Source organism: Pseudomonas xantholysinigenes (assembly GCF_014268885.2).
In the GTDB taxonomy this organism is placed as follows: Bacteria; Pseudomonadota; Gammaproteobacteria; order Pseudomonadales; family Pseudomonadaceae; genus Aquipseudomonas; species Aquipseudomonas xantholysinigenes.
Map to the genome: position 1 here is coordinate 4,476,218 of NZ_CP077095.1, position 25,042 is coordinate 4,501,259.

Below are 25,042 nucleotides of genomic sequence, written 5' to 3' on the forward strand. Positions count from 1 at the left end.
CAGGAAGGCACACGCGCCTGTGGCAGGCCGAATAGCGGCGAACTATAGCACCGCTGATAGGCCCGCCCCAAGGCCATCACCCGACTCGTTCAGGGCATAGACAGGCTGGCACGACAGACATATGACATTCGATGGATGAGCGTTTCACACATTGCGGCTATAATCGCCGCCTTTTCATCAGGCATTGCGTTCCGACATGACCCAATCCAGCGAGCTGATCCAATCCGCCCAGCGCACCCTGCGCCTCGAAGTCGAGGCCGTGGAGGCCCTGCTGGCCCGCATCGACGGCGATTTCGTCAAAGCTTGCGAGCTGATCCTGGCCAGCAAGGGCCGGGTCGTGGTGGTGGGCATGGGCAAGTCGGGGCACATCGGCAACAAGATTGCCGCCACCCTGGCCAGCACCGGCACCCCGGCGTTCTTCGTGCATCCGGCCGAGGCCAGCCATGGCGACATGGGCATGATCACCCGTGACGATGTCATTCTGGCCCTGTCCAATTCCGGCAGCACCGCCGAGATCGTCACCCTGCTGCCGCTGATCAAGCGCCTGGGCATCCAGATGATCAGCCTGACCGGCAATCCGGACTCGCCCCTGGCCCAGGCCGCCGAGGTCAACCTCGACGCCAGCGTCGCCCAGGAAGCCTGCCCGCTCAACCTGGCGCCAACCTCCTCGACCACCGCGGCGCTGGCACTGGGCGATGCCCTGGCCATCGCCCTGCTCGAGGCTCGCGGTTTCACCGCCGAGGACTTCGCGTTCTCCCACCCCGGTGGCGCGCTGGGCCGTCGCCTGTTGCTGAAGGTCGAAAACGTCATGCACGCCGGCGACGAATTGCCAGTGGTCAGGACCGGCACCCTGCTCAAGGACGCGCTGCTGGAAATGTCTCGCAAAGGCCTGGGCATGACCGTGGTCCTGGGCAACGACGACAAGCTGGCCGGCGTGTTCACCGATGGCGACCTGCGCCGCAGCCTGGATCGCAACATCGACGTGCACAAGACGCTCATCGACGAGGTCATGACCGTGCACGGCAAGACCGCCCGCGCCGAGATGCTCGCCGCCGAGGCACTGAAGATCATGGAAGACCACAAGATCAGCGCGCTGGTGGTCGTCGATCAGGACGACCGCCCGACCGGCGCCCTGAACATGCACGACCTGCTGCGCGCCGGAGTGATGTAAATGAACCAGGACCTGATGCAACGCGGCAAGGCCATCAAACTGGCGGTGTTCGACGTCGATGGCGTGCTCACCGACGGGCGCCTGTATTTCCTCGAGGATGGCAGCGAGTTCAAGACCTTCAACACCCTCGACGGCCAGGGCATCAAGATGCTCATGGCCTCGGGCGTGACCACCGCGATCATCAGCGGGCGCAAGACCCCAGTGGTCGAGCGCCGGGCCAAGAACCTCGGCATCCCGCACCTGTTCCAGGGCCGCGAGGATAAACTGGTGGTGCTCGACGGCCTGCTCGCCGAACTCAATCTAAGCTATGAACAGGTCGCCTACCTGGGCGACGACCTGCCCGACCTGCCGGTCATCCGCCGCGTGGGCCTGGGCATGGCCGTGCACAATGCCGCGCCGTTCGTGCGCCAGCACGCCCACGGTGTGACGCAGGCACGCGGCGGCGAAGGCGCCGCCCGCGAATTCTGCGAACTGATCATGCAGGCCCAGGACACCCTGGACGCTGCCAACGCCAACTACCTGTAAGGCCCCCCATGTTCAGCAAGAAGGTTCGCAATTTTGCGCTGCTTGGCGTGATCGCCGCCGTACTGGCAGCGGTCGGCTACTGGAACATCAGCCCCGAGAGCTTCCTCGACCAGCCCACGGCACAGGTCGACGAAAGCGCCATCGACTACTACGCCATCAACGCCCACAGCCTGCAGTTCCTGCCCGATGGCAAGCTGCAGTACGAAATGACCGCCGCCAAGGTCGAGCACCTGAAGGCCAGCGAGGTCACCCTGGTGACCACGCCCGACCTGCACATGTACCGTGGCACCGAGTACCCGTGGCACGTGCAGAGCAAGCGCGCCGAGGTCAACCCGGACGGCAGCGAGGTGGAACTGATCGACGATGTGCGCGTGGCGCGCACCGACGAGAAGCAACGCGAAACCATCATCACCAGCACACGCATGACCGTGTTCCCGCAGAAGCAATATGCGCAGACCGAGCAAGCCGTTAGAATCGACGGCGCCGGTGGCACAACTACGGGCAAAGGAATGAAAGCGTATTTGAAAGAAGGCAGGATGGACCTGCTCTCTAACGTAAGAGGACAGTATGAGGCTCGTTAAAACCATCCCCCTTCTGCTCAGCCTGGGCGTAGCACTGGGAAGCGCGAGCGCCTTCGCCCTGCCGAACGACCGTGACCAGCCGATCCGCATCCAGGCGGACAACGCCCACCTGGACGACAAACAGGGCGTTGCCACCTACACCGGCGACGTGATCATCACCCAAGGCTCGATGATGATCAAAGGCAACACCGTGACCATGACCCGTGCCGCCAACGGCGACATCGACGTGGTCACCTCGGTGGGCAACCTGGCCTACTTCGAGCAGCAGCAGAGCGCCGCCAAGCCGGACAAGATGAAAGGCTGGGCCGTGACCATCCAGTACCAGGCGCAGAAGGACACGGTAATCCTGACCGACCGCGCCAAGGTCGAGAACGAAGGCAACACCACCGAAGGCGAGAAGATCGTCTACAACACCAAGTCCCAGGTGGCGACCGCCGGTCGTGGCGGCAACGTGACTGCACCGCGTCAGCGTATCGACATGGTCATTCAACCGAAGAAAAAGGCCGAGTAAATGGCAACCCTCAAAGCCCAGCACCTGGCCAAGAGCTACAAAGGCCGGCAAGTCGTGCGCGACGTCAGCCTGTCCATCGACAGCGGCCAGATCGTCGGCCTGCTCGGCCCCAACGGCGCCGGCAAGACCACCTGCTTCTACATGATCGTCGGCCTGGTCCAGGCCGATCAGGGCCGCGTCCTGATCGACAACCTCGACGTCAGCCACCAGCCCATGCACGGCCGCGCACAGGCCGGCATCGGCTATCTGCCGCAGGAAGCCTCGATCTTCCGCAAGCTGTCGGTGGCCGACAACATCATGGCGATCCTCGAGACCCGCAAGGACCTCGACCGCGAGGGCCGGCGCAAGGAACTGGAAAGCCTGCTGCAGGAATTCCACATCAGCCACATTCGCGACAACCTGGGCATGAGCCTGTCCGGTGGTGAACGCCGCCGGGTCGAAATTGCCCGTGCCCTGGCCACCGCGCCCAAGTTCATCCTGCTGGACGAACCCTTCGCCGGTGTCGACCCGATCTCCGTCGGCGACATCAAGCAGATCATCCACCACCTCAAGAACAAGGGCATCGGTGTACTGATCACCGACCACAACGTTCGCGAGACCCTGGACATCTGCGAGACCGCCTACATCGTCAACGATGGCCAACTGATCGCCGAAGGCGATGCCGAGACCATCCTGGCCAACCAGCTGGTCAAGGAAGTGTACCTGGGGCACGAGTTCCGACTCTGACCCCGGTCTGCCCGGAGCACTGGCGCACAAGCCTGATCGAGGCTTAAGTTGTTACAGTGCTCTAGGCAAACGCTGCAATTTCAGGCATATAACTTGCTTAAATTCGGCGCCCACGCGCCCTACGTGTAGTGGATGGCGCATGCGCGCCGGCAAACAAGGTATTAAGCCCCTGCCATGAAACCATCGCTCGTCCTAAAAATGGGCCAGCAACTGACGATGACCCCGCAGTTGCAACAGGCCATCCGTCTGCTCCAGCTCTCCACCCTGGACCTCCAGCAGGAAATCCAGGAAGCGCTGGAATCCAATCCGATGCTCGAACGTCAGGAAGACGGCGACGATTTCGACAACAGCGACCCGATGGCGGACAACGCCGAGAGCAAACCGGTCGCCGAAGTCCAGGACAACAGCTTCCAGGAGCCGAGCGCCAACGCCGAGAGCCAGGAAGACGGCGAATGGGCCGAACGCATTCCCAACGAACTGCCGGTCGACACCGCCTGGGAAGACATCTACCAGACCAGCGCCAGCAGCCTGCCCAGCAACGATGACGACGAGTGGGACTTCACCACCCGCACCTCGGTGGGCGAGAGCCTGCAAAGCCACCTGCTCTGGCAACTCAACCTGGCGCCGATGTCCGACACCGACCGCCTGATCGCGGTCACCCTGATCGACAGCATCAACGAACAGGGCTACCTGGAAGACACCCTCGAGGAGATCTGCGCAGGCTTCGACCCAGAGCTCGACATCGAGCTGGACGAGGTCGAGGCGGTGCTGCACCGCATCCAGCAGTTCGAGCCCGCCGGTATCGGCGCCCGCTCCTTGGGTGAGTGCCTGCTGCTGCAATTGCGTCAACTGCCGGCCTCGACGCCGTGGATGAGCGAGGCCCAGCGCCTGGTCACCGACTTCATCGACCTGCTCGGCAGCCGCGACTACAGCCAGCTGATGCGGCGCATGAAGCTCAAGGAAGACGAGCTGCGCCAGGTCATCGAGCTCGTACAGACCCTGAACCCGCGCCCCGGCTCACAGATCGAGTCCAGCGAGCCCGAGTATGTGGTGCCCGACGTGATCGTGCGCAAGGACAGCGAACGCTGGCTGGTCGAGCTCAACCAGGAGGCCGTGCCGCGCCTGCGCGTCAACCCGCAGTATGCCGGCTTCGTGCGCCGCGCCGACACCAGCGCCGACAACACCTTCATGCGCAACCAGCTGCAGGAGGCGCGCTGGTTCATCAAGAGCCTGCAGAGCCGCAACGAAACGCTGATGAAGGTGGCGACGCAGATCGTCGAGCACCAGCGCGGCTTCCTCGACCACGGCGACGAGGCCATGAAGCCACTGGTGCTGCACGACATCGCCGAGGCGGTAGGCATGCACGAGTCGACCATTTCCCGGGTGACCACGCAGAAATACATGCACACCCCGCGTGGCATCTACGAACTGAAATACTTTTTCTCGAGCCATGTGAGCACCGCCGAAGGCGGCGAATGCTCGTCCACGGCGATTCGCGCGATCATCAAGAAACTGGTGGCGGCGGAAAATCAGAAAAAGCCATTGAGTGACAGCAAGATCGCTGGTTTACTGGAGGCACAAGGCATCCAGGTAGCCCGTCGCACCGTCGCCAAGTACCGCGAGTCGTTGGGGATCGCCCCCTCGAGCGAGCGCAAGCGACTGATGTAGCCCCGGGATGTGCCACCGCGTTTCAGTGGCAGGTGCAAGACCTGCCTCTTTATGCACGGGCAACAAAGGAGAAGCTGTATGCAAGTCAACATCAGTGGACAGCATGTAGAAGTCACCCAGCCACTGCGCGATTACGTGCTCGAGAAGCTCGCCCGCGTGGAGGGTCATTTCGACAAGATCACCAACGCGACGGTGATCATGAAAGTCGAGAAGCTGCAGCAGAAGATTGAAGCCACACTCCAGATTCCCGGTGGCGAAGTGGTCGCCAATGCCGAACACCAAGACATGTATGCCGCGATCGACGCCCTGGCTGACAAGCTCGACCGCCAACTGAAAAAACACAAGGAAAAACAGCAAAGCCTGCTGCAAGGTGCGGCCGCCCGCTGATACCCCTCATCCATGATCCGACTTGAAACCATCCTGACCCCCGGCCGTTCCCTCGTGAACGTGCCGGGCGGCAGTAAAAAGCGCGCCCTGGAAAAGGTCGCCAACCTGATCGCCGAGCAAGTCCCCGAGCTGGAGATGCAGGACGTCTTCGACAAGCTCATCGCTCGCGAGAAACTGGGATCCACCGGTTTTGGCAATGGCATCGCCATTCCCCACTGCCGGCTCGAAGGTTGCGTGGCGCCAGTCAGCGCCCTGCTGCACCTGGATGCCCCCATCGATTACGATGCCATCGACGGCGCCCCGGTCGACCTGCTGTTCGTCCTGCTGGTCCCGGAAGCCGCCACCGATGCGCACCTGGAACTGCTGCGCCAGATCGCCAGCATGCTCGATCGCAAGGAGGTTCGCGATCGCCTGCGTGCCGCCGACAGCAGCGAGACCCTGTACCAGGTTGTCCTGGACGTACAGAACGAGCACTGAACATGCGCCTGATCATCGTCAGCGGCCGCTCCGGCTCCGGCAAGAGCACCGCCCTCGACGTGCTGGAAGACAACGGCTACTACTGCATCGACAACCTGCCCGCGGGCCTGTTGCCGCAGTTGGCGGAAAACGCCCTGATCAATACCGAGCTGCTGCAGCCCAAGGTCGCCGTGTCCATCGACGCACGCAACCTGCCCAGCCACCTGTCGCGTTTTCCGGAACTGCTGCAAGAGGCGCGCGCACGACACATCCAGTGTGATGTGCTGTACCTGGACGCCGACGAAGAAACCCTGCTCAAGCGCTTCTCGGAAACCCGCCGGCGCCATCCGCTGACCAACGACAGCCGCTCGCTGGCCGAAGCCATCCGCGTCGAAAGCGAACTGTTGGGGCCGATCGCCGACCTGGCCGACCTCAAGATCGACACCACCAGCCTGAACCTCTACCAGCTGCGCGATTCGATCAAGCTGCGCCTGCTCAACCAACCCGAGCCAGGTACCGCTTTCCTGGTCGAGTCGTTCGGTTTCAAGCGCGGCATGCCGGTGGACGCCGACCTGGTGTTCGACGTGCGCTGCCTGCCCAACCCGTACTGGAAGCCGGAACTTCGCGAGCATTCCGGCCTCGAACAGCCGGTGATCGACTACCTGGCAGCCCAGCCGGACGTCGAGGAGATGTTCCAGGATATCTCCAGCTACCTGCTCAAGTGGCTGCCGCGCTTCGCCGCCAGCAATCGCGCCTATGTCACCATCGCCATCGGTTGCACCGGCGGCCATCACCGTTCGGTTTACATCACCGAGCGGCTTGGCCAGTTGCTCCAGCAATCCCTGAAAAACGTCCAGGTCCGTCACCGCGACCTCTAGCCCACAGGATATCCGCCCCACGATGCCCGCCCGCGAAATCACCATCATCAACAAGCTGGGCCTGCACGCCCGGGCAGCCGCCAAGTTCGTCGGCGTGGCCGGACGCTTCCCCTGCCAGGTACGGGTGGGCCGCGCACCGGACAAGCTGGTGGATGGCAAGAGCATCATGGCGGTGATGATGCTCGCCGCCGGCAAGGGCACGCCGGTGCACCTGCACACCGAGGGCGAGCAGGACGCTGAAGCCATGGATGCACTGGTCGCGTTGATCGAGAACTTCTTCGACGAAGGCGAGTGAACGCCGCAAGCAACTGCGCGCTTCGTGTAGGAGCGGCCTTGTGTCGCGAAAGGGCTGCGTAGCGGCCCCGGGACTTCAGCACAACTGCGCGATTGCCGGGGCTACAGGGGCCGTGTGGCCTCAGGACATCGCCGTATCCATCACCATCATCAAGCAGAACCCGACACACAGCCCCAGGCTCGCCAGGCGGTGATGCCCATTGCTGCGTGACTCGGGGATGATCTCCTGGGTCACCACCAGCAGCATCGCTCCCGCCGCGCAGGCCAAACCCAACGGCAACAGCAGTTCGGCGATGTTGACCAACCAGGCGCAGATCACCGCGGCCAACGGCTCGACCAGCCCCGACGCGGCGTCGATCAGAAACGCCTTGAACCGCGGCATCCCCGCCCCGGCCAACACCAGTGCGATCACCAGCCCCTCCGGCACATCCTGCAGCGCGATACCCATGGCCAGGCTATCGGCATCGGGCATGCCGCCCCCTGCGGACACGCCGATGGCCATCCCTTCGGGGATGTTGTGGGCAATGATGGCGATCACAAACAACCAGATCCGTGCAGCGATCACTGGCTGCTGATCGTTGCCGACCAAAGCCTCCGGCGAGGCGCCAGAGACCTTGAGATCGACCAGAAACAGGCACAGCGCGCCAAACAGCAGACCGGCGCTGATGACGCCACCGGCGCCCCAAGGGCTGAAGCCGATGGATTGCGCGGCATCCAGCCCCGGGATGATCAACGAGAACGCCGTGGCCGCCAGCATCACCCCGGCACCAAAACCGAGCAAGGTGTCGGCAACCGCCACCGGCATGTTGCGGATCACCAGCACCGGTACCGCGCCCAAGGCCGTCCCCAGCGCGCACAAGGCGCCCCCTTCGAGGGCCCGCAGCATGCGCGGCTCCAGGTCCAGCCAGGCGATGCCACGCGCTACCAGCAACGCGGTGCCGACCAGCAACAGCAAGGTCCCCAGCGCCAGGCGGAACAGGCGCACACTGCTGACAGACATCACCTCGGAGCGCATGCCGGCCAGACTCACTTCAGGGCTTCAAGGTAGCGACGTTCCACTTCGGCCCAGTCGACCACGTTGTAGAAGGCACCGATGTATTCCGGACGACGGTTCTGGTACTTCAGGTAGTAGGCATGCTCCCACACGTCCAGGCCGAGGATGGGGGTGTTGCCATGCATCAGCGGGCTGTCCTGGTTGCCACTGCTCTCCACCACCAGGTGTTTGTCCGGGGTGACGCTGAGCCAGGCCCAGCCGCTGCCGAAACGGCTCAGCGCGGCCTTGGTGAACGCCTCCTTGAAGGCCTCGAAGCCGCCGAGCTGGGCAGCGATGGCCTTGGCTACCTCGCCCTCGGGCTGGCCGCCGCCCTTGGGCGACATCACGGTCCAGAACAGGGTGTGGTTGGCGTGCCCGCCCCCTTGATTGATCACCGCGCCCTGCAGCTTCTCGGGCAGCTGCCGGACGGCGCCGACCAACTGCTCAACAGGCCATTCGGCCCACTCGGTGCCATCGATGGCGGCATTGAGGTTGTTGATGTAGGTCTGGTGGTGCTTGCTGTGGTGGATCTCCATGGTCTGGGTGTCGATGTGCGGTTCCAGTGCATCGTAGGCATAGGGCAACGCAGGCAAGGTATGCGGCATATCAGTGGATTCCGTAGGCAGGTGTGCGATCAGTGATATCCGCGTGCACGGCCAGCTCGCTGGCCGCCGGCGCCTGGCGATTGAGCAGGCGTTCGGTACGCGGGTATTGGCCATATTCGGCGATGAAACTCAGCAACTCGGTGTAGGTCCGCGCGCTGTGGCGCAACGCGGCGTCACGCAGCGCCTGGGGCAGACGCGCGTCCTGGCTGGCCTGCAATAGCCGCTGATGGGCGGCGCACAGGTAGTCGGCGCTTTCGTGGGGTTGGTTCAGGCGCAGGTGCAGGTCGGCCAGGTTGTGGTGGGCGACGACCAGTGCGGCCACCGCTTCGTCGACGTCATGCCAGCGCTCGAACAACACCTGGGCCAAGGCCAGCGCTTGCAGGTAGTGCTCGCGGGCGTCGACCAGCTCGCCCTGTTCGAACAGGCGATTGGCATTTTGCGTGGTGCGTTTCCAGTGCTGCATGACATGCCTCCTGGGCGGCCCGGGCTCAGATGCCGCCGGCGGTGAGTTTTTCCGGATCCAGCAGCGCCTCGAGCTGGTCACGCGACAGGTCGGTGTGCTCCAGCGCTACCTCGATGATCGGGCGCCCCTGCTTGTAGGCGGTCTTGGCGATCTCGGCGGCCTTGAGGTAACCGATGATCGGGTTGAGCGCGGTCACCAGGATCGGGTTGCGCGACAACGCTTCCTTGAGCTTGCCTTCGTTGACCTTGAAGCTGGCGATGGCCTTGTCGGCCAACAGCCGGCTGACATTGGCCATCAGCTCGATGCTCTCCAGCAGGTTGCGGGCGATCACCGGCAGCATCACGTTCAGCTCGAAGTTGCCCGACTGGCCAGCAACGGCAATGGTGGCGTCGTTGCCGATCACCTGCGCGGCGACCATGGCAGTGGCCTCCGGAATCACCGGGTTGACCTTGCCCGGCATGATCGAGGAGCCCGGTTGCAAGCCTTGCAGCTCGATCTCGCCGAGGCCGGCCAGCGGGCCGGAGTTCATCCAGCGCAGGTCGTTGGCGATCTTCATCAGCGCCACGGCGGTGGTCTTGAGCTGGCCGGACAGGGCCACGGCGGTGTCCTGCGAGCCGATCAGGGCAAACAGGTTGTCACCGGGGGTGAAGGTGACGCCGGTCAGGCCGCTGAGCTGGCGGGCGAAGCCGGCCGCGAACTGCGGGTGGGCGTTGATCCCGGTGCCGACCGCGGTACCGCCCTGGGCCAGCGCCTGCAGGCTCGGCAAGGTGGCCTGCAGATGCGCCTGGGCGCCTTTGATCTGCGCGGCCCAGCCACCGAGCACCTGGCTCATGCGCACGGGCATGGCATCCATCAGGTGGGTGCGGCCGGTCTTAACGTACTTGTGTACCTCGATGGCCTTGGCTTCGATCACCTGGGTCAGGTGACCCAAGGCCGGCAGCAATTGCTCGTGCAGGGCCAGGGCGGCGCTGACGTGAATGGTGGTCGGGATGATGTCGTTGCTGCTCTGGCCACAGTTGACGTGGTCGTTGGCATTGACCGGCTCGCCCAGCACGCGGCTGGCCAGGGTGGCGATCACCTCATTGGCGTTCATGTTGGAACTGGTGCCGGAACCGGTCTGGAACACATCCACCGGGAAGTGGCGGATGAAGTCTTCGGCCAGCAGTTGATCCACCGCCTTGACGATCGCCTCGCCCTGCCCCGCGCTCAGTTGCGCCAGTTCGACGTTGGCCTTGGCCGCGGCGGCCTTGGCCAGCAGCAGGGCGCGAATGAACTGGGCCGGCATCGGCTGGCCGCTGACCGGGAAGTTGTCGACCGCGCGCTGGGTCTGGGCGCCGTACAGGGCCTGGGCCGGTACCTGCAGTTCGCCCATGCTGTCGCGCTCGATACGGGTATCACTCATCTTCTTCAAGTCCTTGCATCAGTTCTTCGGGAGAAATCGACGGCAGCAGCACGCAGTTGGCGAGCTGCATCGCATAGGGTTGCCAGCGCTGGTTGTGTTCGCAGCGGTCGAGGTTGCGCAGGTCAAGCAAGGGCCGCCAGGCCTGGTCCAGGCACAGGCAGCGCCAATGCCAGGGCAGCATGCGGTCGTTGGCGGTATCCAGCAGCAGGCGGAAGGCGGTCATGGCGACCGTCCAGGGCGAGGTTTCGGTGCAGCACACCAGGTAACGCCCCTCGGCCAGGTAGTGGTCGATCAAGCGCGGCTCGTCAGGCTCGAGCGCGCAGCGGATGCGGCGGCTGAGCCAGCGCCAGTTTTCCAGGTAGGGCAGTTCGTGGAGGACAGGTTTCATGAACATCATCGCCGGGTTACTGGATAATGATATTCATTATTAGTTGATAATTAGAATCAGTTCAAGGTAGACGAAGGGCAAATAAAAACCCGGCGCGATGGCCGGGTTGCTTGCACACCCTGAATGAACGTCGGTCAGCTGCCTGCCACCGTCATCCGCTCGATCAGCACCGAGCCGCTATGGATGTTGCTGCGGGTCTCGATATCGCTGCCAATCGCTACGATTTGCTGGAACATGTCTTTCATATTGCCGGCGATGGTCACTTCCTGGACCGGGAACTGGATCTCGCCGTTTTCCACCCAGAAACCTGCGGCGCCACGGGAATAATCCCCGGTGACCATGTTCAGGCCGTGCCCCATCAGCTCAGTGACCAGCAGGCCACGGCCCATGCGCCGGATCAGCGCGGCCTGGTCTTCCACGCCATGGGTGACGAACAGGTTGTGCACGCCCCCGGCGTTGGCGGTGCTGGGCAACTGCAGCTTGCGCCCCGAGTAGGTGCCGAGGATATAGGACACCAGCTCACCCTTGTCGACGAACGGCTTGGCATAGGTCGCCAGGCCGTCACCATCGAATGCCGCACTGCCCAGCGCGCGCGGGATGTGCGGGCGCTCGTCGAGGCTCAGCCAGGTGGGGAACAGGCGCTGGCCGAGGGTGCCTTCGAGGAACGACGATTTGCGGTACAGATTGCCGCCGGAAATCGCCGAGAGGAAACTGCCGAACAGCCCCCCGGCCAGCTCCGCCGAGAACAGCACCGGCACCTCGCAGGTTGGCACCGGGCGCGCGCCCAGGCGGCTGGCGGCACGCTGCGCGGCGCGCTGGCCAATGCTGCGCGGATCCGCCAGCAAGCCGCCCTGGCGGTTGACGTCATACCAGTAGTCGCGCTGCATCTGCCCGTCGGCCTCGGCGATCATCACGCAGCTCAGGCTGTGCCGAGTGGAGGCGTAGCCGCCGATGAAACCGTGGCTATTGCCATATACCCGCACGCCCTGGTGGGTGTTGAGGGTGGTGCCGTCGGCATTGCGAATGCGCGTGTCGGCGTCGAACGCTGCGGCTTCGCAGGCCAGCGCCATCTCGATGGCCTTCTCCGGCTCGACATCCCAGTCGTGGTACAGGTCCAGGTCGGGGATTTCACGGGCCATCAGCGCCGCATCGGCAAGGCCCGAGCACTCGTCCTCGGAGGTGTGTTTGGCAATCGCCAGGGCCGCGGCGACGGTTTCACGAATGGCATCAGGGCCGCTGGCCGAGGTGCTGGCCGAGCCTTTGCGCTGGCCAACGTACAGGGTGATGCCGAAGCCCTGATCGCGATTGAACTCGACCGTCTCGACTTCACGCTGGCGCACCGTGGTGGACAGGCCCTGCTCCAGCGACACCGCCACTTCGCAGGCGCTGGCGCCCTGGCGGCGCGCCTCGGCGACGATCGCCTCGACCTGTTCCTGCAACGCCGGCAGGTCCTTGGGGCCTACGCTCTGGACTGCACTCATGGTTCTCTCCACTGAAAATTCTGCGTACGGCTTGGGTCATTCTACGACCGGGCCGGACAAGCGGCCCCCGACTGGTTATCATGGCGGCGATTTCCTGCGGACTGCCCCCATGGTTGATTCTTACGACGACGCCTTCGATGGCGAAAAAAGCAAAACCCAGATCAAGCGCGAGCTGCATGCGCTGGTCGAACTCGGCGAGCGCCTGACCACGCTCAAGGCCGATACCCTGGCGCGCCTGCCGTTGACTGACGAACTGCGCAAAGCTCTGGACGAAGCCAGCAAGCACACCGCCCACGGTGCCCGCAAACGCCACATGTCGTTCGTCGGCAAGCTGATGCGCGTACAGGACCTGGACGCCATCCATGCCGTGCTCGAGCAGGTCGACAGTTCGACCCGCCAGTACAACGAACGCTTCCACGGCCTTGAGCGCTGGCGCGACCGTCTGATCGACGGCAACGACGAGGACCTCGAGCGCTTCGTCAACGAGTACCCCGACACCGATCGCCAGCACCTGCGCTCGCTGATCCGTCATGCCCAGCACGAAAAGGCGCGGAACAAACCGCCAGCCGCCGCGCGCAAGGTGTTCAAGTACATCCGCGACCTCGACGAGGTCCAGCGCGGGTTGCGTTAGGGTTTGTACGAAAAGTCGCCGAGCGGCGATCAGGCAAGGCGAAAACAGGCGAGGAAGCGGAGTTGACTGGCTGTCAATGAGCATTCCGAGCCTGTTTTCAACGCAGCATGATCGTCGCGCAGGCACTTTTCGTACAAAGCCTAAGGCCAGAACCGGCTCGCCCTCACAGGCAAGCATGGCCGGCTGGCAAAACAATGTCCTTGTGGGAGCGGGTTCACCCGCGAACACCGGCGCAGCCGGTGCCATGCACCGCGTCGCCTGCTTCGCGGGCGAACCCGCTCCCACAAGGTTCGCCATCAAGCGCCGGTACCGCCCACGGTAATCGCATCCAGCTTGAGGGTCGGCTGGCCAACGCCCACCGGCACCGACTGCCCATCCTTGCCGCACGTTCCCACGCCACTGTCCAGCGCCAGGTCGTTGCCGACCATCGATACCCGGCTCATCGCCTCCGGCCCGTTGCCGATCAGGGTCGCGCCCTTGACTGGCGCGGTGATCTTGCCGTCCTCGATCAGGTAGGCCTCGCTGGTCGAGAACACGAACTTGCCACTGGTGATATCCACCTGGCCACCGCCGAGATTGGCGCAGTAGATGCCTTTTTTCACCGACCGGATGATTTCCTCGGGGTCGCTGTCGCCGGCGCGCATGTAGGTGTTGGTCATGCGCGGCATCGGCAGGTGGGCGTAGGATTCGCGTCGGCCGTTACCGGTCACCGCCATGCCCATCAGGCGAGCATTGAGCTTGTCCTGCATGTAGCCCTTGAGGATGCCGTTCTCGATCAGTGTGGTGCACTCGGTCGGCGTGCCTTCGTCATCGACACTCAGCGAGCCGCGACGGCCTTCGAGCGTGCCGTCATCGACGATGGTGCACAGGCTCGAGGCGACTTTCTCGCCGATCCGGCCACTGAACGCCGAGCTGCCCTTGCGGTTGAAGTCGCCTTCCAAGCCATGACCGACCGCCTCGTGCAGCAGCACCCCGGACCAACCCGGGCCGAGCACCACCGGCAGCGTGCCGGCCGGCGCCGGGATCGCCTCGAGATTGACCAGTGCCTGGCGCAGCGCTTCGCGGGCATACCCCATGACCCGCTCCTCGGTGAAGAAGCGGTAGTCGGTGCGTCCGCCACCGCCCTGCCCGCCACGCTCGCGACGGCCGTTGTGCTCGACGATCACGCTGACATTAAAGCGCACCAGTGGACGCACATCAGCGGCCAGGCTGCCATCGGCGGCGGCGACCAGAATACGCTCCCAGACCCCGGCCATGCTCACGCTGACCTGCTGGATGCGCGGATCAAGGGCACGCGTGGCGGCATCGACACGCTTGAGCAGGTCGACCTTCTCGGCACGGGTCAACACGTCCAGCGGGTTGTCCTGGCCGTACAGCGCGGTCACCTCCTGGCTACGGAAGGCCTGCACCGTGCCATGCTGCCCGGCACGGGAGATCGAGCGGGCGGCACGCGCCGCCGAGGTCAGGGCTTCGAGGTTGATCGCGTTACTGTAGGCGAAGCCGGTCTTCTCGCCGGCCTGGGCACGCACGCCGACGCCCTGGTCGAGGTTGAAACTGCCCTCTTTGACGATGCCGTCTTCCAATGCCCAGGTTTCCGAGATCTGGCCCTGGAAATACAGGTCGGCGGCATCAATGCCGGGGCCGGCCAGCTCGCCCAGCACCGTCTGCAGGCTATCAAGGGTCAAACCGCCGGGGCCCAGGAGCTGCTCGCTGACGGTGGATAGAATCTCGCTCATAGTCACTCCGAGGTGAGCGCAGGGCGCAAGGCGTCCTGCGAGAAAAAGCGCCGGTGGCTCAGCACCGGCATGCGCGCCCGGATGGACGCCTGTTCTTCAAGGTCGCGGCTGGCGAGCAGTACCGCCTCGCCCCGCGCCTGTTGCGCGACGATCCGCCCCCAAGGGTCGACGATCGCCGCCTGGCCATGGGTTTCCCGTGGCCCTGGGTGCTGGCCGCCCTGGGCCGCCGCCAGCACATAGCACTGGGTCTCGATGGCCCGCGCGCGAATCAGCACTTCCCAATGCGCCGCGCCGGTCACCGCGGTGAACGCCGCCGGCGCGCTGATCAGTTCGGCCCCGGCGGCGCGCAAGGCGCTGTACAGCTCGGGGAAGCGCAGGTCGTAGCACACCGACAGGCCCAGACGCCCGACCGGCGTGTCGGCCACCACCACCTGGCTGCCGTGGGCATAGTCGTCCGATTCGCGGTATCGCCCACGGTTGTCGGCCACATCCACATCGAACAGGTGCAGCTTGTCGTAGCGCGCGGCGATCTCGCCGTGCTCGTCGACCAGCAGCGAGCAGGCATGCGCCTTGGCTTCTGGCTGGTCGACCGGCGGTAGCGGCAAGGTGCCGGCGACAATCCATAACTTGAGGTCGCGGGCGGTGCGTTTCAACCAGGGCAGGATCGGCCCCTCGCCCACAGCCTCGGCCCGGCCGATGGCCGCCGCGTCGCGCCGGCCCATGGCGGCGAAGTTCTCTGGCAACACGGCCAGGCGCGCGCCACCGGCGGCGGCCTGTTCCAACAGCGCCGAGGCGCGTTGCAGGTTGCCCAGGATATCGTCCTGGCTGACCATCTGGATCACCGCTGACGTCATGACCACCCCGGGCTTATTTGTCGAAAGGTTTTACAAAAGTGATTTTAGGCTCTTTGATCGGACCTTCGACCCGATAATGCACGCTGGCGAAGCGCGCCACGCGGTCGCCGATCAGCCGATCGACCAGGAACAGCGCGCCGCCGACCGCCGGCGCACCGACGATCAGGGCCGCCAGCGGCAGGTTGTTGGTCACCGGCAAGGTCACCAGCAGCTTGGCATCGACGCGGTCGCGCACGAAGTCCATGGTGCCATCGAGCTCGAAATTGCTCGAAGGGCCGGTGACGGCGATCGGCTCGCGGGTCACGTAGACGCCTTCGCTGGCCACCAGCAAGCCCTTGACCCGGTCATAGGCCAGGCCCTTGCTGAACAGGTCGGAGAAGTCCAGGCGCAGGCGCCGACCGATGGAGTTGAAGTTGAGCAGGCCGAATACCCGCAGCGCCTGGGCGCTGCCCTCGACCTCGACGAACTGGCCCGAGCGCAGCGCCGCATCGAGGCTGCCGGAATACCGGTTGAGGCTGACCCAGGCCGGCGAGCCCGGCCAACGGCCATCGACATCCATGCGGAAGTCGCGGCTGGTGACGGTGGGGGCAAAGCCCCAGGCCTTGAGCACATCGCCCAGGTTCTTGCCGTCGATGCGTCCCTTGTACCAGCTCGCGGTCTTGCCCGGCTCGCCTTCCCAGCCGCCGCTGCCGTCAATGTGCAAGCCCTTGAGGTCGAGGTCGACATCACTCATGGCCATGCCCCTGGCGGTCTGGCGCAGCTTCAGGCTGGCGCTGCCGAACAGGTCGTCGCCGCGGTACAGCTTGTCGATGCTCAGGTCCAGTGGCGGCACCTTGCGCGGATCGACGCTGGCCAGCGGATCAGGCCCGTGCTCACTTTCGGCCTCGGCGGGATCGGCCGGCGGTAGGCGCAGAGTCTGCAAGCGAATGGTCATCGGCGTGGTCTTGGCATCGGGGATCCGCGCATTGCCTATGACTTCCTTGCTGTCCAGGCGCAAGTCCCAGGCTGGGCCGCCGCGGGCCAGGCGGATCACGCTCTGGTTGAGGTCCATGCCGAAGGCCTTGAGCTGGCCGATGCTCAGATCGACGCTTTGCAGGTTCTGCCGGGCATTGCCGCTCGGATCCTGGCCACCAAGGCGCTCCATCTGCTGCTGCCATGGCGCCAGGTCCAGCGCCTCGAGCCGGCCACGCACACGCAGCCCCTGGCCTGCTGGCAGGCTGGCGTCGCCCGTGCCCAGCAGCAGCTCGCCGCGGCCCTGGCCAAGTTTGTCGGCAGGGGCGGCATAGGCAAAGCGGGCAAGCTCGCCGTAGCTGGCATCGATGCGCCGCTCGGGGCCTTGCAGGGTCAGGCTGAAGCGGCTGTCACGGGTTTCCCCGCTGGCCTTGCCGAACGGCGCTGGCAGGTCGATCGCCAGCCCCTTGAGCGACGAGTTGACGCTCAGGCGGTTGTCACGGCTGCCCAGGGTCACTTGCAACTGGTATGGCAGGTCACCCGACACCGGCAGCGCCTGCTTGAACTGCAGCCAGTCGGTAAGCGTCTTGAGGCCGACCTGACCATTGGCGTTGATGCGTGACTGGATGTTCCCGCCCTGCCCTTCGGCGACGATCTGCGCGGTCACCGGTTTGCCGAAAGCGTACAGGGTGATGTCCTTGCCGCTCAGGCCCTTGTCGAAATCGAAGCTGAAGTCGCCTTTCAGGCGGCTCAGTTCCAGGGTCGGCGGCGCTACTTTCAGCGTCGCGTCCTGGGTGGCGAAGTCCACCAGCACCTTGGGGCGCTGGCCGTGGACCAGGGGAATGTCCAGCTTGACCTTGCCCTTGAGCGGGCCCTCGCCCTCCCAGCCGGCGAAGATCTCGCCGGTACCGATGGGCGCTTCCTTGAGGATCTTCAGGCCATCGCCGAGACTGCCGTCGAAATCGCCATCGAGGAACAGGTGGCTGTGCTGGTCGCCGTCGACATGGGGAATGTTGACGCTGACATCACTGACCTGGGTATCCAGCAACCGCCCATGATTGGCCTGGATGCGCACGCCGGTGTCTTCGATATAGACGTTGCCATCGACCTCCTGCACTTGCGGCCAGCCCGGCTGGAAGTCCAGCGCGGCGTCGTGGACCTTGAAGAACAGGCTGATGTCACGGGCGTGGGGCGGGGCGTTGTGGTGCAGCGATCCCTGGTACTGGAAGTAACCCTCGTCGACATTGCCCTTGACGATGGCACTGCGCAGCCATTCGTCCAGTGCCGGGCTGAGCACCTCGGGCAGGTACTTGGCGGTATAGCGCCCATCGCCCTCGGTGAGGCCGACGCGCAAGTCCATGTAGTCCTCGTGGCCCGGCTCCAGGTGGATGCGGATGAGGAAGTCGGCGGCGATCTTGCCTTCGTCCCCCAGCACCTTGATGTAGGGGGCAACCAGGGTGAAGGCCCGCTTGTCCAGGGTCCAGGTCAAGCGTGCGTTGGCCTTGGGGTAATGCCAGGGTTTGCCGAAGATCGGGTACAGGTGCAGCATGAACGCCTGGGTATCCAGGCGCAGCTCGCCGTGGCCGAGGTCGCCGCTGATGGCCCCGCTGACGTTGCCTGCGGCCGGCGCGCCGTGATAGGCGTCGAAGCCGACCTTCTCCAGGTTGGCGGCGAACTGCACGCGCTGGTCGCCCTCGGCCTTGGGCCGGATGTCCAGCTTCACGTTGCGCAGGGCGCCGGTAACCTTGAGCGCGTCGACCACGGTCATGAGTTTTTCCGGCAACGGCGCCAGGGCGTCGATCAACGGCGTCAACGGGGTCAGGTCGAGGCGGTCGGCCTGCACCTGCCAGCTTTCCTCGGCCGGGCTCTGGCCTGCGCGTTGCGCCAGTTGCAGGTGGGACTCCCAGCGGGTCTTGCCGAGGCTCATGGCCAATGAGTCGACGGTGACATCGAAGCCTTGCTCCTGGCGCTGGAACCACGCCGACACGGCCAGGTTGTCCAGGGTTATGGCCTTGCGCCCGGTGTAGGCGCCCTTGAGTTGCGGGGCATTCAGGCGTACCACGGCCTGCTGCAACTGGCCCTTGTTCCAGTCGATCCAGAACTCACCACCGGCACGCAAGGTGCTGGCCTGCCACTGCCCCAGGAGCTTGGGTGGCAACCAGCGCCCCCAGTCACTTTGCGGCAGGCTCAGGTAGGCTTGCAGGCGCCCGTCGCGCCACGCCTTGGCGCTGGCGCGGCTGTCCAGGCTCAGGGCCAGGGGCTGGCCATCGGGCAAGGTGGCGCGCAGATCGACACTCTGGCGCAAGGCCCCGGCCTGCAGGCCAAGGCTGACATAGGTGAGGGTCAAAGGGTCGCGCTGCCAGGGATGCAGGGTGACCTGGCTGTCAAACACATCGATCCGACCCAACTGGCGCAGGCGCTTGAGCGCCTCGGCCGGGTCGAGGGGCTTGTCGTCCTGGCTCGGCAGGCCTTCGAGCGCCCAGGCGCCCTGTTCGTCTTCGCGCAGGATCAGTTGCAGGCCACTGAGCTGGATACGCGCCAGGCGCACTTCGCGGGCCTTGAGGCTGGCCCACAGGTCCGGCACCAGCCTGACGTCATCCAGGCGCAAGGACGCGGCGCCATCGCCCAATTGCAGGTCGCGCACGCGCAACACCGGCGCCAGGCCGCTCCAGCGGCCCTCCAGGGCACCGACATGCACAGGCAGGCCCAGGGCCTGTTCGGCCTTGAGCTCGGCGTCGGCGCGGTATTCGGCGACCAGTGGCACCAGTTGCCGACCGAGGCTGACATACAGCGCCACCAGCACCGCCAGCAGGGCGCAGATTCCCAGCCCCCAGCGGGTCAAGGCGCCCAGAACGCGGGTCAGACGTTCCATGGCCATGGCCCTCCAAGTCGTCCCTTAACTATGGCCGGTGTATAGCGCTTTGCCAGCCCGTCCTTGGGGCAACCGCTTTCATGCAGGGTCAGAGCAGCACCACATCGTATTGTTCCTGGGAATACATGGACTCGACCTGGAAGCGAATGGTTCGCCCGATGAAGGTCTCCAGCTCGGCGACGTTGCCCGATTCTTCATCGAGCAGGCGGTCCACCACCTTCTGGTTGGCCAGCACACGATAGCCTTCGGCCTGGTAGGCACGGGCCTCGCGGAGGATCTCGCGGAAAATTTCGTAACAGATCGTCTCGGGGGTCTTCAGCTTGCCGCGCCCCTGGCAGGCCGCGCAGGGTTCGCACAGCACCTGTTCGAGGCTTTCACGGGTACGCTTGCGGGTCATCTGCACCAGGCCCAACTCGGTGATGCCGATGATGTTGGTCTTGGCATGATCACGCTCGAGTTGCTTCTCCAGGGTCCGCAGGACCTGGCGCTGATGCTCCTCGTCCTCCATGTCGATGAAGTCGATGATGATGATCCCGCCGATGTTGCGCAGGCGCAGTTGCCGGGCAATGGCAGTGGCCGCCTCGAGATTGGTCTTGAAGATGGTCTCTTCGAGGTTGCGGTGGCCAACGAAGGCACCAGTGTTGACGTCGATGGTGGTCATAGCCTCGGCCGGGTCGACCACCAGGTAGCCTCCGGACTTGAGCGGCACCTTGCGCTCCAGGGCACGCTGGATCTCGTCTTCGACGCCATACAGGTCAAAGATCGGCCGTTCGCCGGGGTAGTGCTCCAGGCGATCAGCGATTTCCGGCATCAGTTCGGCGACGAACTGCGTGGTTTTCTGGAAGTTTTCCCGCGAGTCGATGCGGATCTTCTCGATCTTCGGGTTGACCAGGTCGCGCAGGGTGCGCAGCGCCAAGCCCAGGTCCTCGTAGATGACCGTGGGCGCGCCGCAGGTCTTGATCTGCGAGCCGATCTGCTCCCACAGGCGGCGCAGGTAGCGGATGTCCTGGAGGATGTCTTCGGCCCGTGCGCCTTCGGCGGCAGTGCGCAGGATGAAGCCGCCGGCGTCCTTCATGTCTTCCTGGGCCATGCAGTCGGTGACCACCTGCTTGAGGCGCTCGCGCTCGGCTTCTTCCTCGATCTTCAGGGAAATACCGACATGGCTGCTGCGCGGCATGTACACCAGGTAGCGCGACGGGATCGACAGCTGGGTGGTCAGGCGCGCGCCCTTGGTGCCGATCGGGTCCTTGGTGACCTGCACCACCAGTGCCTGGCCCTCATGGACCAGCGCGGTGATGGTTTCCACCGCCGAGCCTTCGCGCTGGGAGATTTCCGAGGCATGGATGAACGCCGCGCGCTCCAGGCCGATGTCGACGAATGCTGCCTGCATGCCGGGCAACACCCGCACCACCTTGCCCTTGTAGATATTGCCGACGATACCGCGACGCTGGGTGCGCTCGACATGCACCTCTTGCAGGACACCGTTCTCCACCACTGCCACGCGGGATTCCATCGGGGTGATGTTGATCAGGATCTCTTCACTCATGGCGCGCTCTCGTCAGGGGTCTGGGGTAATGATGGATTGCTGCGGTGCGGCTGGCTAGCGCTGTGCGGAACCCTCTTGCAATTGCCAGCAAGGCACGCCGAATTGCTCGAGCATTTCGGCGGTTTCACTCAGGGGCAGGCCGACCACGGCCGAATAGCTGCCGTCGATGGCACTGACGAACACCGCGCCCAGGCCCTGGATGGCATAGCCACCAGCCTTGTCAGCGGGCTCGCCGCTATCCCAGTAGCGCAGCGCCTCCTCGAAGGAGATGGTGCGAAAACGCACGGTGGTGCTGACACAACGGCTGACACTGCGCCGGCCATCGGTCAGCGCCACAGCGGTGAGCACCTGGTGCTCGCGCTTGGACAGGTCGCCGAGCATGGCCAAGGCCTGCTCGCGGTTCTCCGGCTTGCCGAGGATCTGGCCATCGAGCACCACGGTGGTGTCGGCGCCCAGCACCACGCCAGCGCCGTCGGTATGGGCGAAGCCGGCCACGGCCTTGGCCTGGGCCAGGCGCTCGACATAGGCTGCCGGAGCCTCGTCCGGCATCGGGGTTTCGTCGATGGGAGCGCTGACCACGATGAACGGCACGCCGATCTGGGTCAGCAGTTCACGCCGGCGCGGCGAGCCGGAGGCCAGGTACAGCTGTGTCATATGGACATCTCCCGGTCAGTGGCGCGGCGCATCAGTGAATATGCAGGCGACGGCGCAGGCCGCGCAGGGCGAAGCTGACCCAGGGCCAGAGCAAGGCGCTGATCACCGCCGACCAGACCAGGGCCAGGGTCGGCAAGCGATTGCCGGTCAGGGCGCTGAGCCACAGCTGGATCAGCTGGGCTATGCCGAAGATCACCAGGATCACCAGGCTCTGCTGCCACATCGGGAACATGCGCAGGCGCTGCTGCAACGACAGCACCAGGAAGGTGATCAGGGTCAGGATCAGGGCGTTCTGCCCCAGCAAGGTGCCGTACAGCACATCTTCGGCCAGGCCCAGTACGAACGCAGTGGTCATGCCGACCTTGCTCGGCACGGCCAGGGTCCAGAAGGCCAGCAGCAGCGCCAGCCACATAGGCCGGAACACTTCCATGAACTGCGGCATGGGCGAGACGCTGAGCAACAGGCCGAGGGCGAAGGTCAGCCAGATGGCCCAGCCGTTTCTGCTACGGGTGCTGGCCATTATTGTCTCCGGGGTTGGGCAGGGGCGCTGGCCGGCGGCGTCGGGGCCGCGCCGTTTGCGGCAGGCGCCGGGGTCGCGGGAGCGGCGCTGGCCGGGGCTGTCGGGCTGGCCGCTGCCTGGCTGTGGCCGGCGCCCTGGCGGTCGGCCTCTTCCTGGGCGATGGCCGCCTCGGTGGCGCGTTCCTCAGGGGTGCGTCGATCGCTGAACACCAGCAGCATGTAGCGACTGCGGTTGAGCGCGGCGGTGGGGATCGCGCGAACGATGGCGAACGGCTGGCCGGAGTCGTGAATCACTTCGTTGACCGTGGCCACCGGGTAGCCGGCCGGGAAGCGTTGGCCCATGCCGGAGCTGACCAGCAGGTCGCCTTCCTTGATGTCGGCGGTGTCGGCCACATGGCGCAGTTCCAGGCGTTCCGGGTTGCCGGTGCCGCTGGCGATGGCGCGCAGGCCGTTGCGGTTGACCTGCACCGGAATGCTGTGGGTGGTGTCGGTGAGCAACAGCACCCGCGAGGTGTAGGGCATCAGTTCGACCACCTGGCCCATCAGGCCACGGGCATCGAGCACCGGTTGGCCGAGGAACACGCCATCGCGCTCGCCCTTGTTGATCAGGATACGGTGGGTGAACGGATTGGGATCGACACCGATCAGCTCGGCGACCTCGACCTTCTCGTTGACCAGCGCCGATGAGTTGAGCAACTCGCGCAGGCGCACGTTCTGCTCGGTCAGGGCCGCCAGCTTCTGCAGGCGCCCCTGCAGCAACAGGGCCTCGGTCTTGAGTTTCTCGTTCTCGGCGATCAGCTCGGTGCGGCTGCCAAATTGGCCCGCCACCCCTTGCCACAGGCGCTGCGGCAGGTCGGTGATCCAGTAGGATTCCATCAGGACCAGGCCCATCTGGCTGCGCACGGGCTTGAGCAGGTCGAAACGCGAGTCGACCACCATCAGCGCGACCGACATCACCACCAGCACGAGCAAGCGAACGCCCAGCGAGGGGCCCTTGGAGAAAAGCGGTTTAATGGGCCGTTCCTCGTGGACGACTCAGGAGGTCATTGGACATGGGCAATGCACCGGCCTGTTTGCGGATTGACGGAAACGACGCCCGAGCGGGCGTCGACAGCACATACAGGTAGCACTGTGCGTACCACCTGTAAACCTGGAGCTACACGACTCGCCGGCGATCACTCGCTGGAGAGCAGGTCCATGGCGTGCTTGTCCATCATTTCCAGCGCACGACCACCACCGCGGGCGACGCAGGTCAGCGGGTCTTCGGCGACGATCACCGGCAGGCCGGTTTCCTGGGCCAGCAGCTTGTCCAGGTCGCGCAGCAGCGCGCCACCACCGGTCAGTACCAGGCCGCGCTCGGCGATGTCGGACGCCAGCTCGGGCGGCGACTGCTCCAGGGCGCTCTTGACCGCCTGGACGATGGTCGCCAGGGATTCCTGCAGCGCTTCGAGCACTTCGTTGGAGTTCAGGGTGAAGGCACGCGGCACGCCCTCGGCCAGGTTGCGGCCACGGACGTCGACTTCGCGTACTTCGCCGCCCGGATAGGCGGTGCCGATTTCCTGCTTGATGCGCTCGGCGGTGGATTCGCCGATCAGGCTGCCGTAGTTGCGGCGCACGTAGGTGACGATGGCTTCGTCGAAGCGGTCGCCGCCGACCCGCACGGATTCGGCGTAGACCACGCCGTTGAGCGAGATCAGGGCGATTTCGGTGGTACCGCCACCGATGTCAACGACCATCGAGCCACGGGCCTCTTCGACCGGCAGGCCGGCACCGATGGCGGCGGCCATCGGCTCTTCGATGAGGAACACTTCACGGGCACCGGCGCCGAGGGCCGATTCACGGATGGCGCGGCGCTCGACCTGGGTCGACTTGCACGGCACGCAGATCAGCACCCGGGGGCTGGGCTGCAGGAAGCTGTTTTCGTGGACCTTGTTGATGAAGTACTGCAGCATTTTTTCGCAAACGCTGAAGTCGGCGATCACGCCGTCCTTCATCGGACGAATGGCAGCGATATTGCCCGGGGTGCGGCCGAGCATGCGCTTGGCTTCGGTACCGACTGCGACGACGCTTTTCTGGTTGCCGTGGGTACGGATGGCAACAACCGAGGGCTCATTCAGAACGATACCGCGCTCACGCACGTAGATAAGGGTGTTGGCAGTACCCAGGTCGATGGACAGATCGCTGGAAAACATGCCACGCAGTTTCTTGAACATGGGAAAGTGACCCTGGGGAAAGCGTGGGTAAAAAAGTGCGGCAAACTCTAACAATGGCAGGGATTTTGGGCAAGGAGCCAATATGTTAAATTGGCGGTTTTTCCGAGCATGCCTGCCGATGATCGCGGCCCTTTGACCGCCGGAATCCCGGCATGTTCCCCATCACGGACCCATTCCGTTCCTCGAATTCCCGGAGATCCCCATGGCGCTGCAACGCTCCGACGTGGAAAAGATCGCCCATCTGGCCCGCCTGGGCCTGAATGAAGGCGAATTGCCACGCATCACCGATGCCCTGAACAGCATTCTCGGGCTGGTCGACCAGATGCAAGCCGTCGACACCACCGGCATCGAACCTCTCGCCCACCCGCTGGAGACCACCCAGCGCCTGCGCCCCGACCAAGTCACCGAAAGCAACCAGCGCGACCGCTACCAAGCCGTCGCCCCGTCGACCGAGAACGGTCTGTACCTGGTTCCGAAAGTCATCGAATAAGGGATTG

At 64.7% G+C, this 25,042-nt stretch carries 26 protein-coding genes; 12 read left to right on the plus strand and 14 right to left on the minus strand.

What is annotated here, in order from left to right:
• Nucleotides 1–196: 196 nt before the first annotated feature.
• The 10 genes from HU772_RS20020 to HU772_RS20065 all read left to right on the plus strand — a co-directional run bounded on the left by HU772_RS20020 (nt 197) and on the right by HU772_RS20065 (nt 7,198).
• Nucleotides 197–1,171, plus strand: a complete 975-nt coding sequence (locus HU772_RS20020) for a KpsF/GutQ family sugar-phosphate isomerase (RefSeq protein ID WP_186658114.1) — start codon at nt 197–199, stop codon at nt 1,169–1,171.
• A complete protein-coding gene (locus HU772_RS20025; protein ID WP_186658111.1) occupies nt 1,172–1,696 on the plus strand; it encodes a KdsC family phosphatase in 525 nt (174 codons plus the stop codon).
• Nucleotides 1,697–1,704: 8 nt separating this feature from the next.
• Complete coding sequence (lptC, locus tag HU772_RS20030) at nt 1,705–2,277, plus strand: LPS export ABC transporter periplasmic protein LptC (RefSeq protein ID WP_186658109.1); 573 nt, start codon at nt 1,705–1,707, stop codon at nt 2,275–2,277.
• The gene (lptA, locus tag HU772_RS20035; RefSeq protein WP_186658107.1) at nt 2,264–2,788 is read left to right on the plus strand and encodes a lipopolysaccharide transport periplasmic protein LptA; all 525 of its coding nucleotides are present in this window, start codon (nt 2,264–2,266) and stop codon (nt 2,786–2,788) included. The genes lptC and lptA overlap by 14 nt, the downstream gene beginning before the upstream one ends.
• Complete coding sequence (lptB, locus tag HU772_RS20040) at nt 2,789–3,514, plus strand: LPS export ABC transporter ATP-binding protein (protein WP_186658097.1); 726 nt, start codon at nt 2,789–2,791, stop codon at nt 3,512–3,514.
• A 174-nt stretch (nt 3,515–3,688) separates the two neighbouring features.
• Nucleotides 3,689–5,182 carry an RNA polymerase factor sigma-54 gene (locus HU772_RS20045; protein WP_186658085.1) on the plus strand — a complete coding sequence of 498 codons (1,494 nt, stop codon included), beginning with the start codon at nt 3,689–3,691 and terminating at the stop codon, nt 5,180–5,182.
• 78 nt (nt 5,183–5,260) lie between these two features.
• The gene (gene hpf / locus HU772_RS20050; RefSeq protein ID WP_166883684.1) at nt 5,261–5,569 is read left to right on the plus strand and encodes a ribosome hibernation-promoting factor, HPF/YfiA family; all 309 of its coding nucleotides are present in this window, start codon (nt 5,261–5,263) and stop codon (nt 5,567–5,569) included.
• Between the two features lie 12 nt (nt 5,570–5,581).
• Nucleotides 5,582–6,046, plus strand: coding sequence for a PTS IIA-like nitrogen regulatory protein PtsN (gene ptsN / locus HU772_RS20055; protein ID WP_186658083.1), 465 nt, complete (start codon nt 5,582–5,584; stop codon nt 6,044–6,046).
• A 2-nt stretch (nt 6,047–6,048) separates the two neighbouring features.
• Nucleotides 6,049–6,903, plus strand: a complete 855-nt coding sequence (rapZ, locus tag HU772_RS20060) for an RNase adapter RapZ (RefSeq protein WP_186658080.1) — start codon at nt 6,049–6,051, stop codon at nt 6,901–6,903.
• Nucleotides 6,904–6,925: 22 nt separating this feature from the next.
• Nucleotides 6,926–7,198 carry an HPr family phosphocarrier protein gene (locus tag HU772_RS20065; RefSeq protein WP_096048637.1) on the plus strand — a complete coding sequence of 91 codons (273 nt, stop codon included), beginning with the start codon at nt 6,926–6,928 and terminating at the stop codon, nt 7,196–7,198.
• A 120-nt stretch (nt 7,199–7,318) separates the two neighbouring features.
• Here the strand turns inward: HU772_RS20065 and HU772_RS20070 are convergent, their stop codons facing one another.
• From HU772_RS20070 to pmbA, 6 genes are all read right to left on the minus strand, one after another.
• Complete coding sequence (locus HU772_RS20070) at nt 7,319–8,212, minus strand: ZIP family metal transporter (RefSeq protein ID WP_186658635.1); 894 nt, start codon at nt 8,210–8,212, stop codon at nt 7,319–7,321.
• An 11-nt stretch (nt 8,213–8,223) separates the two neighbouring features.
• Nucleotides 8,224–8,835, minus strand: coding sequence for a superoxide dismutase (locus tag HU772_RS20075; RefSeq protein WP_186658077.1), 612 nt, complete (start codon nt 8,833–8,835; stop codon nt 8,224–8,226).
• A gap of 1 nt (nt 8,836) precedes the next feature.
• Nucleotides 8,837–9,298 (minus strand): DUF2753 family protein, encoded by a 462-nt coding sequence (locus tag HU772_RS20080; RefSeq protein ID WP_186658074.1) that lies wholly within the window; start codon nt 9,296–9,298, stop codon nt 8,837–8,839.
• Nucleotides 9,299–9,323: 25 nt separating this feature from the next.
• On the minus strand, nt 9,324–10,700 hold the full coding sequence (locus HU772_RS20085; RefSeq protein WP_186658071.1) for a class II fumarate hydratase: 1,377 nt from the start codon (nt 10,698–10,700) through the stop codon (nt 9,324–9,326).
• Entirely contained in the window at nt 10,693–11,097 is a 405-nt protein-coding gene (locus HU772_RS20090) for a FagA protein (protein ID WP_186658067.1), read from the minus strand. The genes HU772_RS20085 and HU772_RS20090 overlap by 8 nt, the downstream gene beginning before the upstream one ends.
• Nucleotides 11,098–11,222: 125 nt before the next feature.
• On the minus strand, nt 11,223–12,569 hold the full coding sequence (pmbA, locus tag HU772_RS20095) for a metalloprotease PmbA (RefSeq protein ID WP_186658064.1): 1,347 nt from the start codon (nt 12,567–12,569) through the stop codon (nt 11,223–11,225).
• Between the two features lie 109 nt (nt 12,570–12,678).
• Here pmbA and yjgA point away from each other — a divergent pair, with 109 nt between their 5' ends.
• Nucleotides 12,679–13,200, plus strand: coding sequence for a ribosome biogenesis factor YjgA (gene yjgA / locus HU772_RS20100; protein WP_186658060.1), 522 nt, complete (start codon nt 12,679–12,681; stop codon nt 13,198–13,200).
• A gap of 296 nt (nt 13,201–13,496) precedes the next feature.
• On the opposite strand, the gene tldD is transcribed toward yjgA, so the two are convergent.
• The 8 genes from tldD to mreB all read right to left on the minus strand — a co-directional run bounded on the left by tldD (nt 13,497) and on the right by mreB (nt 24,545).
• Entirely contained in the window at nt 13,497–14,936 is a 1,440-nt protein-coding gene (tldD, locus tag HU772_RS20105) for a metalloprotease TldD (protein ID WP_186658057.1), read from the minus strand.
• Nucleotides 14,937–14,938: 2 nt separating this feature from the next.
• Nucleotides 14,939–15,790, minus strand: coding sequence for a carbon-nitrogen hydrolase family protein (locus HU772_RS20110; protein WP_186658049.1), 852 nt, complete (start codon nt 15,788–15,790; stop codon nt 14,939–14,941).
• Between the two features lie 13 nt (nt 15,791–15,803).
• Complete coding sequence (locus HU772_RS20115; RefSeq protein ID WP_186658047.1) at nt 15,804–19,619, minus strand: YhdP family protein; 3,816 nt, start codon at nt 19,617–19,619, stop codon at nt 15,804–15,806.
• An 82-nt stretch (nt 19,620–19,701) separates the two neighbouring features.
• The gene (gene rng / locus HU772_RS20120; RefSeq protein ID WP_186658045.1) at nt 19,702–21,159 is read right to left on the minus strand and encodes a ribonuclease G; all 1,458 of its coding nucleotides are present in this window, start codon (nt 21,157–21,159) and stop codon (nt 19,702–19,704) included.
• A gap of 54 nt (nt 21,160–21,213) precedes the next feature.
• Complete coding sequence (locus tag HU772_RS20125) at nt 21,214–21,813, minus strand: Maf family protein (RefSeq protein WP_186658043.1); 600 nt, start codon at nt 21,811–21,813, stop codon at nt 21,214–21,216.
• A gap of 31 nt (nt 21,814–21,844) precedes the next feature.
• Nucleotides 21,845–22,333: a rod shape-determining protein MreD gene (mreD, locus tag HU772_RS20130; RefSeq protein ID WP_186658041.1), complete on the minus strand. Its 489-nt coding sequence runs from the start codon at nt 22,331–22,333 to the stop codon at nt 21,845–21,847.
• The gene (mreC, locus tag HU772_RS20135) at nt 22,333–23,298 is read right to left on the minus strand and encodes a rod shape-determining protein MreC (RefSeq protein WP_437182452.1); all 966 of its coding nucleotides are present in this window, start codon (nt 23,296–23,298) and stop codon (nt 22,333–22,335) included. Before mreC ends, mreD begins: the two co-directional genes overlap by 1 nt.
• 209 nt (nt 23,299–23,507) lie before the next feature.
• Complete coding sequence (gene mreB / locus HU772_RS20140) at nt 23,508–24,545, minus strand: rod shape-determining protein MreB (protein ID WP_003255163.1); 1,038 nt, start codon at nt 24,543–24,545, stop codon at nt 23,508–23,510.
• Between the two features lie 202 nt (nt 24,546–24,747).
• Between mreB and gatC the strand changes: the two genes are divergently transcribed.
• Nucleotides 24,748–25,035, plus strand: a complete 288-nt coding sequence (gene gatC, locus HU772_RS20145) for an Asp-tRNA(Asn)/Glu-tRNA(Gln) amidotransferase subunit GatC (RefSeq protein WP_134689941.1) — start codon at nt 24,748–24,750, stop codon at nt 25,033–25,035.
• Nucleotides 25,036–25,042 lie beyond the last annotated feature (7 nt).

Excerpts from the sequence above, each read along its gene's own strand:
- HU772_RS20070 (WP_186658635.1), bottom strand. The coding sequence starts at position 8,212 with ATGCGCTCCGAGGTGATGTCTGTCAGCAGTGTGCGCCTGTTCCGCCTG.
- rapZ (WP_186658080.1), top strand. The coding sequence starts at position 6,049 with ATGCGCCTGATCATCGTCAGCGGCCGCTCCGGCTCCGGCAAGAGCACC.
- HU772_RS20020 (WP_186658114.1), top strand. The coding sequence starts at position 197 with ATGACCCAATCCAGCGAGCTGATCCAATCCGCCCAGCGCACCCTGCGC.
- HU772_RS20065 (WP_096048637.1), top strand. The coding sequence starts at position 6,926 with ATGCCCGCCCGCGAAATCACCATCATCAACAAGCTGGGCCTGCACGCC.
- ptsN (WP_186658083.1), top strand. The coding sequence starts at position 5,582 with ATGATCCGACTTGAAACCATCCTGACCCCCGGCCGTTCCCTCGTGAAC.
- HU772_RS20075 (WP_186658077.1), bottom strand. The coding sequence starts at position 8,835 with ATGCCGCATACCTTGCCTGCGTTGCCCTATGCCTACGATGCACTGGAA.
- lptB (WP_186658097.1), top strand. The coding sequence starts at position 2,789 with ATGGCAACCCTCAAAGCCCAGCACCTGGCCAAGAGCTACAAAGGCCGG.
- pmbA (WP_186658064.1), bottom strand. The coding sequence starts at position 12,569 with ATGAGTGCAGTCCAGAGCGTAGGCCCCAAGGACCTGCCGGCGTTGCAG.
- HU772_RS20090 (WP_186658067.1), bottom strand. The coding sequence starts at position 11,097 with ATGATGTTCATGAAACCTGTCCTCCACGAACTGCCCTACCTGGAAAAC.
- tldD (WP_186658057.1), bottom strand. The coding sequence starts at position 14,936 with ATGAGCGAGATTCTATCCACCGTCAGCGAGCAGCTCCTGGGCCCCGGC.
- mreD (WP_186658041.1), bottom strand. The coding sequence starts at position 22,333 with ATGGCCAGCACCCGTAGCAGAAACGGCTGGGCCATCTGGCTGACCTTC.
- rng (WP_186658045.1), bottom strand. The coding sequence starts at position 21,159 with ATGAGTGAAGAGATCCTGATCAACATCACCCCGATGGAATCCCGCGTG.
- HU772_RS20085 (WP_186658071.1), bottom strand. The coding sequence starts at position 10,700 with ATGAGTGATACCCGTATCGAGCGCGACAGCATGGGCGAACTGCAGGTA.
- HU772_RS20080 (WP_186658074.1), bottom strand. The coding sequence starts at position 9,298 with ATGCAGCACTGGAAACGCACCACGCAAAATGCCAATCGCCTGTTCGAA.
- lptC (WP_186658109.1), top strand. The coding sequence starts at position 1,705 with ATGTTCAGCAAGAAGGTTCGCAATTTTGCGCTGCTTGGCGTGATCGCC.
- yjgA (WP_186658060.1), top strand. The coding sequence starts at position 12,679 with ATGGTTGATTCTTACGACGACGCCTTCGATGGCGAAAAAAGCAAAACC.
- HU772_RS20125 (WP_186658043.1), bottom strand. The coding sequence starts at position 21,813 with ATGACACAGCTGTACCTGGCCTCCGGCTCGCCGCGCCGGCGTGAACTG.
- lptA (WP_186658107.1), top strand. The coding sequence starts at position 2,264 with ATGAGGCTCGTTAAAACCATCCCCCTTCTGCTCAGCCTGGGCGTAGCA.
- mreB (WP_003255163.1), bottom strand. The coding sequence starts at position 24,545 with ATGTTCAAGAAACTGCGTGGCATGTTTTCCAGCGATCTGTCCATCGAC.
- HU772_RS20110 (WP_186658049.1), bottom strand. The coding sequence starts at position 15,790 with ATGACGTCAGCGGTGATCCAGATGGTCAGCCAGGACGATATCCTGGGC.
- HU772_RS20115 (WP_186658047.1), bottom strand. The coding sequence starts at position 19,619 with ATGGCCATGGAACGTCTGACCCGCGTTCTGGGCGCCTTGACCCGCTGG.
- HU772_RS20025 (WP_186658111.1), top strand. The coding sequence starts at position 1,172 with ATGAACCAGGACCTGATGCAACGCGGCAAGGCCATCAAACTGGCGGTG.
- gatC (WP_134689941.1), top strand. The coding sequence starts at position 24,748 with ATGGCGCTGCAACGCTCCGACGTGGAAAAGATCGCCCATCTGGCCCGC.
- HU772_RS20045 (WP_186658085.1), top strand. The coding sequence starts at position 3,689 with ATGAAACCATCGCTCGTCCTAAAAATGGGCCAGCAACTGACGATGACC.
- hpf (WP_166883684.1), top strand. The coding sequence starts at position 5,261 with ATGCAAGTCAACATCAGTGGACAGCATGTAGAAGTCACCCAGCCACTG.